Source organism: Methylotenera versatilis 7, from assembly GCF_000799165.1.
In the GTDB taxonomy this organism is placed as follows: Bacteria; Pseudomonadota; Gammaproteobacteria; order Burkholderiales; family Methylophilaceae; genus Methylotenera_A; species Methylotenera_A versatilis_A.
Window position 1 is genome coordinate 938,867 of the sequence record NZ_JUGF01000002.1, and the last position, 13,525, is coordinate 952,391.

At 43.8% G+C, this 13,525-nt stretch carries 13 protein-coding genes; 8 read left to right on the plus strand and 5 right to left on the minus strand.

Going from position 1 to position 13,525, the window contains the following annotated elements:
- Positions 1–17: 17 nt before the first annotated feature.
- Positions 18–509 (minus strand): cyclic pyranopterin monophosphate synthase MoaC, encoded by a 492-nt coding sequence (gene moaC / locus K370_RS08535; RefSeq protein ID WP_047540849.1) that lies wholly within the window; start codon positions 507–509, stop codon positions 18–20.
- A gap of 45 nt (positions 510–554) precedes the next feature.
- Between moaC and K370_RS08540 the strand changes: the two genes are divergently transcribed.
- Genes K370_RS08540 through soxZ form a run of 3 tightly spaced genes read left to right on the plus strand, consistent with a single transcriptional unit; the run spans position 555 to position 2,932 of the window.
- The gene (locus K370_RS08540; RefSeq protein ID WP_047540850.1) at positions 555–2,162 is read left to right on the plus strand and encodes a M48 family metalloprotease; all 1,608 of its coding nucleotides are present in this window, start codon (positions 555–557) and stop codon (positions 2,160–2,162) included.
- Complete coding sequence (locus K370_RS08545) at positions 2,162–2,605, plus strand: thiosulfate oxidation carrier protein SoxY (protein WP_047540851.1); 444 nt, start codon at positions 2,162–2,164, stop codon at positions 2,603–2,605. Before K370_RS08540 ends, K370_RS08545 begins: the two co-directional genes overlap by 1 nt.
- A gap of 12 nt (positions 2,606–2,617) precedes the next feature.
- Positions 2,618–2,932 carry a thiosulfate oxidation carrier complex protein SoxZ gene (gene soxZ, locus K370_RS08550; RefSeq protein WP_047540852.1) on the plus strand — a complete coding sequence of 105 codons (315 nt, stop codon included), beginning with the start codon at positions 2,618–2,620 and terminating at the stop codon, positions 2,930–2,932.
- Positions 2,933–2,960: 28 nt separating this feature from the next.
- Here the strand turns inward: soxZ and K370_RS08555 are convergent, their stop codons facing one another.
- The 4 genes from K370_RS08555 to K370_RS08570 all read right to left on the minus strand — a co-directional run bounded on the left by K370_RS08555 (position 2,961) and on the right by K370_RS08570 (position 7,606).
- Positions 2,961–4,070, minus strand: coding sequence for a calcium:proton antiporter (locus K370_RS08555; protein ID WP_047540853.1), 1,110 nt, complete (start codon positions 4,068–4,070; stop codon positions 2,961–2,963).
- Between the two features lie 17 nt (positions 4,071–4,087).
- Entirely contained in the window at positions 4,088–5,719 is a 1,632-nt protein-coding gene (locus tag K370_RS08560) for an NAD(P)/FAD-dependent oxidoreductase (RefSeq protein WP_047540854.1), read from the minus strand.
- 102 nt (positions 5,720–5,821) lie between these two features.
- Positions 5,822–6,430 carry an HdaA/DnaA family protein gene (locus tag K370_RS08565; RefSeq protein WP_047540855.1) on the minus strand — a complete coding sequence of 203 codons (609 nt, stop codon included), beginning with the start codon at positions 6,428–6,430 and terminating at the stop codon, positions 5,822–5,824.
- Between the two features lie 69 nt (positions 6,431–6,499).
- Complete coding sequence (locus K370_RS08570; protein ID WP_047540858.1) at positions 6,500–7,606, minus strand: AI-2E family transporter; 1,107 nt, start codon at positions 7,604–7,606, stop codon at positions 6,500–6,502.
- A 109-nt stretch (positions 7,607–7,715) separates the two neighbouring features.
- On the opposite strand from K370_RS08570, the gene purM reads away from it, so the two are divergent.
- From purM to K370_RS08595, 5 genes are all read left to right on the plus strand, one after another.
- On the plus strand, positions 7,716–8,765 hold the full coding sequence (purM, locus tag K370_RS08575) for a phosphoribosylformylglycinamidine cyclo-ligase (protein WP_047540861.1): 1,050 nt from the start codon (positions 7,716–7,718) through the stop codon (positions 8,763–8,765).
- Positions 8,766–8,846: 81 nt separating this feature from the next.
- The gene (locus tag K370_RS08580; protein ID WP_047540864.1) at positions 8,847–9,560 is read left to right on the plus strand and encodes a DUF3108 domain-containing protein; all 714 of its coding nucleotides are present in this window, start codon (positions 8,847–8,849) and stop codon (positions 9,558–9,560) included.
- Positions 9,550–10,680, plus strand: a complete 1,131-nt coding sequence (locus tag K370_RS08585; RefSeq protein WP_047540867.1) for a DUF3108 domain-containing protein — start codon at positions 9,550–9,552, stop codon at positions 10,678–10,680. The genes K370_RS08580 and K370_RS08585 overlap by 11 nt, the downstream gene beginning before the upstream one ends.
- Before the next feature lie 63 nt (positions 10,681–10,743).
- The gene (locus tag K370_RS08590) at positions 10,744–12,246 is read left to right on the plus strand and encodes an RsmB/NOP family class I SAM-dependent RNA methyltransferase (protein WP_047540871.1); all 1,503 of its coding nucleotides are present in this window, start codon (positions 10,744–10,746) and stop codon (positions 12,244–12,246) included.
- A 36-nt stretch (positions 12,247–12,282) separates the two neighbouring features.
- Entirely contained in the window at positions 12,283–13,518 is a 1,236-nt protein-coding gene (locus K370_RS08595; RefSeq protein ID WP_047540874.1) for a dicarboxylate/amino acid:cation symporter, read from the plus strand.
- The last annotated feature ends 7 nt before the right edge of the window (positions 13,519–13,525 follow it).

Here is a 13,525-nt window from a genome sequence, read left to right on the forward strand (position 1 = left end):
GTTGAATTTCAACTGACTTAACTGCTAGCAAGCCAATCTCCTGATTTTCCACCATGTTTTTCTAGCAGTTTTACTGCGCTGATTGTCATGCCTCGGTCTACCGCTTTGCACATATCGTAAATAGTGAGCAAGCCGATACTAACTGCGGTTAATGCTTCCATTTCCACCCCAGTTTGGCCTGTCGTTTCGCAACGTATTGTGCAGATAATACTGGATTCACTCTGGTTTATTTCAAACGTGACGGATACTTTTGTGAGAGAAATTGGATGGCACAGGGGAATTAAGTCTGCCGTTTTTTTGCTGCCCTGAATGGCTGCAATGCGTGCAATGCCGAGTACATCGCCTTTTTTTGCATCGCCTTGCTGAATCAATTTAAGTGTGGCAGGTAGCATGCTGATTGTACCTGTGGCAATGCCGATGCGGCGAGTAGCAGGTTTGTCGCCTACATCCACCATATGCGCTTGGCCACTGTTATCAAAGTGTGTAAGGGTTTGGTCGCTGTTCGCCATGTATTTTCTATTTCTCATGTATTTTTTATCTAATCGCAATTTGGCATGAACTTGCGCCGTAAAGGCATTATCATAACAATAATGAAATCAAAGTTAACATTAATTAATGCACAAAAAAGCACTGGTGCAAAAACTGCATTGGCGTTTTTTACAGCAAGTTTGTTCGCCACTAATAGCGTATTTGCAGACAATATCCAGTTATCTGCTATCTCTGGTAAGCCTTATGAAGATGGCGGACTAAACAAAAGTATACCCAGCCGGGATTTAGATACCAATCTGCCGGATTTGGGCGATATTGCGCAAACCGTATTAACGCCGCAGGATGAGCAGCGCATTGCAGAACAAATCTTACGCGAAGTGGCGGTGAGTGATGATGTATTGCAGGATGCGGAAATCGCCGATTATCTGCAGGCGATTGGCCAACGATTGGCTGCCAGCGGCCCGGACAAGCGCCAGACATTTAACTTTTTTGTAGTGCGCGATAATTCGATTAATGCCTTTGCCATGCCAGGCGGGGTGATTGGTGTGCATACTGGTTTGATTTTAGCTTCAAATAGCGAATCGGAAATGGCCAGCGTGCTGGGACATGAGATTGGCCATGTGACGCAGCGCCATCTGGCGCGTATGCTGGCTTCGCAAAAATACGATACCTTTAAAAATATCGCCGGTATCGCCTTGGCATTGTTAGTCGCGCGTGCAAATCCGGAACTTGCCAGCGGTGCTCTGACCGCATCAACTGCTGCAGGTGTGCAGCGACAATTAGATTACACACGTGAGCATGAGCGTGAGGCTGATCGTGTTGGTCTCACGATATTAGATGCAGCAGGTTTTGATGTGCGTGGCATGCCGGCATTTTTTACTACTTTGCAGCGTAGTACGCGATTTGTAGAGGGCACCGCACCCAGCTTTTTGCGTACACACCCATTGAATGCAGAACGTATTGCTGATGTATCTAATCGCGTTGAAACCATGCCGTATAAACAAGTTGCCGATAGTCTGGATTTTCAACTGGTGAAAGCAAAGTTACGTGCGGGCAATGGCATGGCTCAGACCGCGATTGACCAGTTTCAGGATAATTTGAGAGAGCGCAGATTTGCCAATGAAACAGCCGAGAATTACGGTTTGGCTGTGGCAATGCTGCGTAAAAATGATTTAGTCGGTGCCACTAAGCAAATGCAATGGTTACAAGCCCATGCAGTTAAACATCCGTTTATTGAAAATTTGGCTGCCCGCATTGAAGTTGCGCGCAATAACCCGCAGGCTGCTGCGGCGCAATATGCTAAAGCGTTAACGCTATTTCCTGATCAGCGCTCGCTGATTTATGGTTATGCTGAACATTATCTGGCAACCAATCAGCCCGATAAAGCACTTAAGTTGATTGCAGAAAAACAGCCACTGTTTCCAACAGATGCTTATTTCTATGACATGATGGCGAAAGCTTACGCGGCAAAAGGTAAGGATTTATTGCGTTTTCAGGCGCAGGGGGAATCATATTATCGTAAATATAATTTAAACAGGGCGGTTGAGCAGTTTGATTTTGCAGTAAAGGCCAAGGATGGCAATTTTTATGAGCATTCCATTGTGGATGCACGCTTAAAAGAGTTACGCCGCCTGCAGGCAAATGAAAAGACGGCACTGGATAGGTTAAGTTAATGCAACGCCGACATTTTTTAAGCGTATTTTTGGGAGGCATAACAGCACTGTTAATCGCACCGATTAGCGCGTTTGCGGCCACTTGGAATAAGCGGGCGTTTGAGGCAACAAAGTTCAGTAATGCTGCCAATGATTTGGCGATTAAGAACGAGATGCCGAGTCAGGATATTGATATTAATGCACCAGATCGCGCTGAGAATGGCGCGATTGTACAAGTCGAGATCAATAGTCGCATACCCAATACGGAATCGATTGCGATATTTGTAGAACATAATCCAACCACGCTGATTGGTCATTTTACGTTTACCAATGGCGCGTTACCGCAATTAGTGACACGCATTAAAATGGCGGAAACTTCTGATATAAAAATAGTGGTTAAAGCGGGCGATCAATATTTTACTGTTGCCAAAAATGTAGTAGTGCTTGAAAACGGTTGCGGTTAAGAAGGGCGAAAAGTGGATAATATTAAAATGCGCGCCAAGTTGATTAACGACACAACTGAAGTCAAAATGATTATTAACCATCCCATGGAAACAGGTCGTAAAAAAGACGATTTCGGGCAGTTGATTCCAGCCCATTTTATTCAGTTGTTAACCGCTAAATTAAACGGTCAGCCTGTGATTGAAATGCAGTGGGGAACAGGGATTTCAAAAAATCCCTATGTGACTTTTTATTTAAAAAGCGCCAAAGTAGACGACAAAATTGTTGTTAACTGGGTAGATAATTTAGGCAAAACTGGTGAAGGTGAGGTCTTGGTAACCGCAGGATAATATTTGATAACTGCCCAGTCATCCTGTATCAGGGAATAGCTGTTGTAAATAGATATACGCCAAATATCACCAAAAGTATTACGCCTTGCAATACATTGGTGCGGCCTGTCGCCAAGGAAATGGCATTCACAAATAAAGCCAACAGTACTAAAACCGTCGATTTCATATCAATGCCCAGAAACAGCGTCCATCCTGTCATCAGCGATAAAATAGCGACCGCAGGAATGGTTAAGCCGATACTGGCAAGCGCTGAGCCCAGTGCTAGATTCAAGCTGGTTTGAAACATGTTTTTACGCGCAGCGCGCACAGCGGCCAATCCTTCTGGTAACAGAACAATACTCGCGATAATAACGCCCACCAATTGACGCGGTGCATGAATTAACTTAACAAAGCTTTCTATTGTTGGAGCAAGCGATTTAGCCAGTAGTACCACGGCAACCAGACACAGCAATAATAAACCTGTACTCAAATAGGCTGTCGAATTGGAAGCTTTGTTTGTATTGTGAGATTTATCTTCGTCGCCATCTTCATCGTCATTATTATCTTTTGCATCTAAAAAATAATTTCTATGACGAATGGCCTGCACAAATACAAAAGTACCGTACAAAACCAGCGAAACCAGCGCGATAAAAGCCAATTGGCTTGCGCTATATACAGGTCCGCGGGTTGTTAATGTATAGTTGGGCAAAATTAAAGTTAACACTACAATTGCCGCTAATGTGGAGAGTGAAGCATTCGCACCATGCAGTTTAAACACTTGTTCTTTGTATAATAAACCGCCTATTAATGAGCATATACCCACAATTCCCGTGATGATGATCATCACCGCTGCAAACACCGTATCGCGGGCCAGCGCGGCTGTTTCAGGCCCGCCTGTTAACATTAAAGATAAAATAAGCCCAACTTCGATGACCGTAATAGCGGTTGCCAGCAATAATGTGCCGTATGGTTCACCTACTTTATGTGCAATCGTTTCTGCATGATGTACCGCAGACAACACGGCACCAATTAAAGCGATTGCCATCACAATCGATTCAATGCCGCCTAAGTTTAAATTCAATTGAGATGCTGCCAGCACTAATCCTGCCAGAATAGGCGCTACGATAGACCAAGTTGAAATTTTTAAACCATTACTCATTTATTTATTACCTAGTGTTATTGATTCATATTGAGAATAACCGCTTCCGCCACTCGAATACCATCTACGCCAGCGGATAGAATGCCGCCCGCATAACCTGCGCCTTCGCCGCATGGGTACAAGCCTTTGGTGTTGATGCTTTGCAAGGACTCGTCATCTCGCTTAATGCGAATTGGACTGCTGGTGCGTGTTTCGACACCTGTCAAAATGCCATCTGCTATATCATAACCTTTAATCTGCTTGGCAAATGCAGGAATTGCTTCGCGGATTGCATCAATCGCAAATTGCGGTAATGCAGATTCTAAATTTGTAAGATGCACACCTGGCGTGTAAGAAGGCGCTACTTCACCGAGTTGTTGAGACGGTTTATTGGCTAAAAAGTCGCCAATCAATTGTGCAGGCGCAGCATAATTACTGCCGCCTAGCACATACGCATGGCTTTCTAATTGACGCTGCAATGCTATCCCTGCCAATGGGTGTGCAGGGAAATCCACTTCTGGCGTGATACCCACCACAATACCTGAATTGGCATTACGTTCGTTACGGCTGTATTGACTCATACCATTTGTGGCAACGCGGCCTTCTTCAGAAGTCGCTGCCACCACCGTGCCACCCGGGCACATACAAAAACTATACACACTGCGGCCATTGCTGGCGTGATGCACTAATTTGTATTCAGCCGCGCCCAGCTTACTGATCAAATCTTCGCTATAGCTGCTGCCATAACGTGCCTTGTCGATTAATGATTGCGGATGTTCAATACGGAAGCCGATCGAGAATGGCTTGGCTTCCACAAAAATGCCTTTTTGATACACCATTTCAAAGGTGTCACGCGCGCTGTGACCAACGGCCAGCACAACGTGATTGCTGGCAATATGCTCGCCATTCGCCAGCACCACCCCTTGAACAACATCATCAATTATCTCAATATCGTCAACACGTGAATTGAAACGAATCTCGCCACCTAGTGCGATGATGTTGTTTCGCATGTTTTCTACCATGCTGACTAAGCGAAACGTACCGATATGCGGATGGCTGATATATAAGATTTCTGCTGGTGCGCCAGCATCCACAAACTCTTGCAGTACCTTGCGCCCATAATGTTTAGGGTCTTTAATCTGGCTCCACAATTTACCGTCAGAGAATGTGCCTGCACCGCCTTCGCCAAATTGCACGTTTGACTCAGGATTCAGCGTGCTTTTTCGCCATAAATCCCAAGTATCTTTGGTTCTTTCTTTCACCGCTTTACCGCGCTCTAACACAATCGGCTTAAAGCCTGCCTGCGCTAAAATCAGTGCGGCAAAAATACCTGCCGGGCCAAAGCCAATCACAATCGGGCGTGTTTTTACATCAGTTGGCGCGTTGCCTACCGCTTTGTAATTGGTATCCGGTGCGAGTTTTATATGCGGATCTTTTGAATGTTTGGCTAAAACTTTCGCCTCACCGTTAACCACAACATCCAGCGAGTAAACCAGCAATATTGCATTGGATTTTCGGGCGTCAGTACCGCGTTTAAAGATGCTGAAACTGATTAAGTCAGCCGCATTAATGGCTAGTTTTTTAATCGCAGCTGCTCTAATTTCCGCATCGGTGTGGCCTTCTTCGGCAGATGTGGCGATTGGCAGTTTAATTTCGGTGATTCTTAACATGGGCTTTAATCTTAATAGGTAATAATTGGATGAATTTGTATATCAAAAGCTTACGGATATAAAACTTACAGTTCTGAAATCGATGAATCTACGTCTGGAAATCTAAGTGGATGACTCTAAATTCAATTGCAGTAATTTGCGCAGCATCGGCAATGTTATCGGTTTTTGCATGGTCAGCGACCACTCATCGAGCGCATCTAAAGTTGCCATTAATGTAGGCAAATCGCGGCGCAGATAACGTAAGCAATAATCTACCACTTCGTCCGGCAGTTTCATGCCGCGTTCAAATGCATGTTGTTTAAGCGCAGTCGCTTTTTCAATATCATTTAAAGGATGCAGTTGATACACCAAACCCCAAGCCAAACGCGTTGCTAAATCGTCACGTAAACCCATTTGGGTAGGCGCGTGCAGTCCTGCGGTAATGATAAATTTACCTGCTTCCTTATGCTGGTTGTATTGATTAAATAAGTCAATTTGCGCATCGTTATTTAGCAAGTGCACATCGTCTGCTACGTTTATATTCATTGCTCTGCAAGCATGCAATAAATGACTTTTCCCTGAGCCAGACTCACCCCACAAATAAATAAATTGCGGTGTATTGCCACTAATCGCCATTGTTAAACTGGCAAGTGCTTCTGCATTGCGTCCCACTACAAAATTTTGCAAAGTAGGTGGTGCGGCAGGCTTAATGTCGAGTAAAAGTTGTTTCATGCAGTGCTGCTTGAAAAATTGAGGTAAAAAATGTGTTAAGTATGCTGATGATGTTATTTAAAACTTGTTTTATTTAAGATAAGCGTCGCTATCTAAATAATTATCTTTGGTATGGCGTAAACCCACTGCAATCGCCGCCGTGACTGGTAAGGCAAGTAATACGCCAGCAAAGCCGAATAATTGCCCGCCAGCCAGTAAAGCAAAAATCACGACAACCGGGTGTAAGCCAATGCGGTCGCCCACCAATTTGGGCGTAATAAAATTACTTTCTATAAGCTGGCCAATGCCAAATACCAGCAAGACGGGGATTAGCTGGCCCAAACTGGTGAAATGCAGCACGCCAACTAGTAATGCTAACCCCAAGCCAATTGCTGGGCCTAGATAAGGTATAAAGCCTAATAAGCCTGCGATGATGCCGATAGGTAAAGCCATATCCAGCCCAGTTAACCATAAGCCAGCGGCATAAAATACGCTCATGATAATCATCACGGTAAATTGGCCACGTAAAAATTCAGCCAACATTTGATCGATTTCTTGGGCGATTTCAGTCGTTTTTCCAATCACATGGCGCGGAATTAAATTACCGATACCAGCCGTTAACTCATCCCAATCACGCAATAAGTAAAACAATACGACTGGCAGTAATAGAATGTTCGCAATAATGCCGACAAGCGCCATACTATTTGAGCCGGCTGTTTTCAGAACATCACCCAGGATACTGCCGGCTGTTTTCCAGTTTTTGGTGATGACATCTTGAATTTGCGTACTATCAATCGCCAAGCTAATACCAAAGTGTTTTTGCAGCCATGGTTCGGCTGTGGTGCGGATGTTCGTAATAAAATCTGGCAGGCGCTCAATAATAAGTTGTGACTCTTTTTGCAGTAAGGGAATGATAATTAAAAGTAATAACGTAATAACGCCAACAAGTCCCATCATGACTAATACCGTTGCGGTTGTACGGCCAAATTGATATCTCTTGTAACCCAATATACTCAGCTTATCAACTAAAGGGTCGCACATATAAGCCAAAACCGCGGCGGTTAAAAAGGGTGTAAGCACAGGCGCCAAAAGATACAGCATCAACAGAAAAACTACACTTAAAATTAACCAGCGGTTATCTGCCACAATGTTCGTGGCAGGCGATTGTTTGTGGCTGTTTTTTGGTTGATTTGGCATGGTTAAATTGAATAGTGGGTTAAAATGCGAGCTAGTTAAATGTGTATTTAAGTTAAAATTATACTTACATTAAATAGTGATATAGCAATTAATTGAATCGAGAGCCGTTTTGAACACAACAAACCCTAACACAAACTCCATTAGCTACCGCGATGCAGGCGTTGACATTGAAGCGGGCGATGCCTTAATCGAGGAAATTAAACCTTTTGCTAAACGGACCATGCGACCAGAAGTGCTGGCGGGTATTGGCGGATTTGGGTCATTGTTTGAAATGCCTAAAAAGTTTAAAAACCCTGTATTGGTTTCTGGCACGGATGGTGTAGGTACTAAACTAAAGCTGGCCTTTGAACTGAATAAACACGACACGGTTGGTATCGATTTGGTCGCCATGAGCGTGAACGACATTTTAGTGCAAGGCGCGGAACCGCTATTTTTCCTGGATTATTTTGCCTGCGGTAAATTGGAAGTAGGCACTGCGGCGCAAGTGATTAAAGGTATTGCAGAAGGCTGTGAGCAATCTGGCTGTGCGCTAGTGGGAGGAGAAACGGCGGAAATGCCCGGCATGTACCCAGCGGGCGAATACGATTTAGCGGGTTTCGCAGTGGGTTGTGTGGATAAAGAAAAAATCATTAATGGATTGAGCATTGCAGCGGGTGACGTGTTATTGGGCTTGGCTTCAAGCGGCGCACATTCAAATGGTTATTCATTGATTCGTAAGTTAATTACAAACTCAGGCATTGATTTCGAGTCAGACTTTCACGGTAAAAAATTCAAAGACGTGGTGATGGCACCAACCAGAATTTACGTGAAATCACTGCTTAAGTTAATTGATGCTTTACCTGTAAAAGGCATGGCGCATATTACTGGCGGTGGCATTACAGAAAATATTCCACGCGTATTACCGGCAGGGTTGACCGCAGAGATCAGTGCAAAAAGCTGGGATTTACCGCCTTTATTTAAATGGCTGCAAGCGCAAGGCAATATTACGCACAGCGAAATGTATAAAACCTTTAACTGCGGCATTGGTATGGCAGTGATTATGTCTAAAACTGATGCAGCAGCAGCTAAGCAATTATTAGAAGCTGCGGGCGAGATGGTGTACGAGATTGGCGTGATTCGCACGCAACAAGCAGGTGAAGCCGCTACTGTTGTTGTTTAGTCAGGCGGCAGCATAAAAGCCAGACAACGCATATTGATGCTATGCGTTGAGTAGCTTCATTCAATAATTTGAGAAAATAATATGTTTAAGCAAAGCCAATGGATTATTTTTTTCTGCCTCGTTTTTTATGGTGCAATTGCGCACGCTGCACCTAAAAGTGTTCAACTGGAATATGACTTAAAACGTGATGGCAAACTATTTGCCAAAGTGGTCGAGAATTTTAGCCAAGACGGCAATCAGTATAAAATCGAGTCAGTCACAAAAGGCGTTGGTGTTTATGCGCTGCTTGGTGAGCGCAAATTATTAAGTAGTGGCAGCGTGACCAAAGAGGGCTTAAAACCTAAACACTTTGAATCGCATCAAGGGGATAACAATAGAAAATCCTTAATTAACGATTTTGATTGGGCAAAAAATACGCTCAATATGCAGGTGAAAGGTGAAGTGAAGACACAGACTTTACAAAAAGGTACACAGGATTTATTGAGCTATGCCTACCAATTTATGTTCGCGCAGCCAACTAAAGCGCGTGTTGGTCAAAACAGTATCAATTTGACGTTAACATCGGGTAAGAAACTAAAGCAATATCAATATAAAATCATTGCGCGCGGCTTAAAACTAAACGCTGCGGGTACAGACTTTAAAACTTTGCATATTGCCAATACGCCAGCGGCTGGAGATGATAAAAAAGAGCTTTGGTTAGCAGAGGATAAATATTATTTGCCAGTGCAATATAATTTAACCGATGAAGATGGCGCAAGTTTTGAGCAAACCTTGACCAAAATACATGTGGAATAATGTTACAGCGATTGTTAAAAACCAAAGCACTAAAAGACTAGCGCTGGCGATTGTTGTTTCTGCGGCTTTACATGCGTATTTGGTAGGTGGTTTTAATATGCATATGCCCAGTCTGAAAAAAGAAATGCATGTCATTGAGGCAAGGTTACAGATGCCAAAAGTGGTTATTCAACAAGCGGCAGCTGAAGAAGCTGTAGTAAATGCACAACCGAAGCCTGTTACCTCTTTGCCGAAAAAGCAAGTACCAAAACTGGCACCAGAAGCAATTGAAGAACCAGTATCTGATATAAAGCCGCAACAGATGGATATATCACCTGAGGTTTTAAGCGCAGCAACGCTAGAGCAGGCGATAAAGCCATCGCCAATTGAAGAGGCGCCGCAGGCTGAAAATAGTCAATCAGTACAAACGGAACAGCAAGCTGAATCGCAACTAGTTGATGCGGGTTTTGTGATAAACGAAAACGCGTATCAATATGTGGAAACAGATTTTGATGTAAGAACTGAAATAGATGGCGCAACAGAAGGTTCGGCCAAGATTACTTATAATCTGACCGATAACCAGCAATACACGCTTAAAAGCGTGATTAAGCCGCGGGGATTGGCGGCACTGATCATTTCTAATCTGTTGCAAACCAGCGATGGCACACTTACTAAGAATGGTTTGCAGCCCAACGTTTATTTGTACCAATATGGTGCTAAAACGGATAAAACTTATTCAGCAAAGTTTGATTGGGCTAGTAAAATGGTGAGCTTAATCACAGCTAAAGGTACAAAAACCGCAGAAATTGCGGATGGAACGCAAGATTTGCTCAGTTTTATGTATCAATTTATGTACGTGGCACCGTTAGAACGTATGCAAATTAGCATTGCCACTGGCAAAAAACTTGCCAACTATGACTATAGTTTTGATGGAGAAGAGACTATTAATATTCCGATGGGCGAAATTAAAACGCTGCATATTTTTCATTCGGGTGACGAAAGCGATGAAAAAACTGAGCTTTGGCTGGCGCTTGATTACCAATATGTGCCAGTTAAAATTCGCAAAACTGAAAAAAATGGCAAGATCTATGAACTGGTCGCCACGCGTGTTAATACTGCGCGTCCAGTTGTACTAAACTAGCAGTTCGCATTTGTAATATAGCCGTATCAACCTTAACCAATATTTGTTTAATAAAGCTAAACCATGACTCCAAATTTACTGCGCCAAGCAGCCATGTTACTCACTAATTTGCTGGATTTTAATAGTCCGGCCGATGCTAAATTGGGTGACTTCTTTCGCAATAATCGCGATCTGGGTACTAAAGATCGCGCTTTTGTGGCGGAAAGTGTTTACGGCGTTTTGCGCCGTTTGCGTTATTTAAGTGCTGTGACGGCAAATGATGAAAATGATCCGGATGATGGACGTAAGCTTATATTGGCGTGGTTATTGCGCGTGCAAGGTAAAAGTATCCGTGAGCTGGAACTTATTTTAAATGAGCAGCAAACCGAGTGGGCGCATGCGATTAAAGCCAAAGCTACTCAGGATTTTCCTTTAGCTGTGCAAGCGGATGTGCGTGACTGGTTGTGGAATAAGCTGGTGGCGCAATATGGTGAGGCAGAAGCGTTAACTATTTGCCGCAGTATGTTTGAGCAAGCTGCATTAGATCTGCGAGTGAATACTATTAAAGGTAATCGTGAAGAGGTGTTGGCGCGCATGCTGGCTGAGAACACCGTTAAAGATAACGTCATTGAAGTAACGCCATATTCGCCGATAGGCATTCGTATGGGTGCGCGCTTAAATATTAGCCGACATGTGTTATTTGAGGCAGGCAAAATTGAAGTGCAGGACGAAGGCAGCCAATTGTTAGCTTATTTAGTCGCGCCGAAACGCGGCCAAATGGTAGCGGATTTTTGTGCTGGCGCTGGCGGAAAAACGCTGGCGATTGGCGCGTTAATGAAAAATACGGGACGATTATACGCCTTTGATATTTCTGAAAAACGCTTGAATAATTTGGGTAAACGACTAAAACGTTCAGGTTTATCTAATTTACATGCACAAGTTATTAGCTCTGAAACCGACCCTAAATTAAAACGTCTGAATGGTAAATTTGACCGTGTGTTAGTGGATGCACCATGCAGCGGCTTTGGGACCTTGCGCCGTAATCCCGATTTGAAATGGCGTTTTGAAGAGGCAGACATTGCTGAACTGAATATCAAACAGACTAACATTCTGGCGCGCGCGGCCAAGCTGGCAAAAGTGGGCGGGCGCTTGATTTATGCCACATGTAGCTTATTAAAAGATGAAAATGAAGCGATCGCAGAGGCGTTTTTAGCAGCGAATCCTGATTTTAAATTAATCCCTGCTAATGAAGTGTTAAGTCATCAGCAAATTAAACTGGATACAGGACATTATTTAAAACTATTGCCGCATTTACATGGCACGGATGGTTTTTTTGCAGCGGTATTTGAGAAAATTAATCCAGTAGACGGTTCTGCAAAAATCACCAAAGAAATCGTGCAAGAAGCGGCTGAATTGATTGAAAGTATCAAAGCCTCTGTTTCGGATGAGGTGGAAGCAGAGATTGGGACTGAGGCAGGAATTAAACCAGAAGCTAAGAAAAAAGTAGCCGCTAAAAAAGCACCATCCAAAAGCACAAAAACTGCTGAACCCAAAACGAGCAAAGCCAAAAAAACAGACAAAGCCTAAAGAACGAATCTAAACTTAATACAAAAACGCATCCACATGAAAATGCCTAGCCTAAATACGCAGATACTGCTCGGTGCGATTGTGGGTGTTTTGGTCGGCTTATACTTTCATCAGCTCGGTGCTCATCATCATATAACGCAAAACGGGCTTTATGCGTCTGGCTTAATCGGTACTTTGTTTATCGATTTGCTTAAGATGATTTTGATACCGCTGGTGTTTTGTAGTATTACGGTTGGCATTGCCAACTTGCGCCAGCACCAGAAAATACACCGTGTTTGGATAACAACGTTGGTATTTTTCGCCTTCACGACGACCATTGCGATTATATTAGGGTTGGCGGCCACCAACTATTTCAAGCCGGGCAGTGGCATGCAAATCGCGATGTTTGCTGATGCGATGCAAAACTTTAAAGCACAGCAACTGCCGTTACCTGAGTTTTTTGCGCAGTTTTTACACGGTTTATTTATGAATCCTTTTACCGCACTGGCAACGGGGAATGTGCTGGCTGTGGTGATGTTTGCATTGATTTTAGGCATCGCTTTAGTGGTAGGCGGCGAGCGTTACAAAAATATTCTAGTGTTATTGCAAGAAGGCTTAGAACTCACCATGCGTATGGTTGGTTGGGTAATGGTGCTGGCGCCTTTCGGTATCGCGGCCTTATTAATCAAGCTGGTCGCCACGCAAGATGCAGCCATGTTAAGCACAATGGCAAAATTTATGACCATGGTGATTGGTATAACCTTGTTGCATGGCGTTGTTATTTTGCCACTGCTTTTATACTTAATTACCGGCAAAACGCCATTGTGGTTTTGGCGCGGGGCGCGTGAATCATTGATTACAGCATTCGCGACTAGTTCAAGTTCTGCCACCTTGCCAGTCACGATGCGCTGCACTACGGAACATTTGAAAGTAAAGCCGGAAATCGCAGGCTTTGTCGTGCCCTTGGGCGCTACGGTAAATATGGATGGAACCGCTCTTTATGAGGCTGCTGCTGCTTTATTCATTGCTAATTTAGTTGGCGTAGACCTTAATTTAACTCAACAAATCATCATATTTTTTACGGCGATGATTGCCGCCATTGGCGCGCCAGGTATACCGAGCGCAGGTATGGTCACTATGATAATGGTGTTGCAAAGCGTCGGTTTGCCAGTAGAAGCGATTGCGATTTTATTGCCGATAGATAGATTGCTGGACACCATACGCACCGTTGTGAATGTGCAAGGCGATATGATTGGCAGCCTTGTCGTACAAAAACTGACCGATAAAACCTGAAACACGT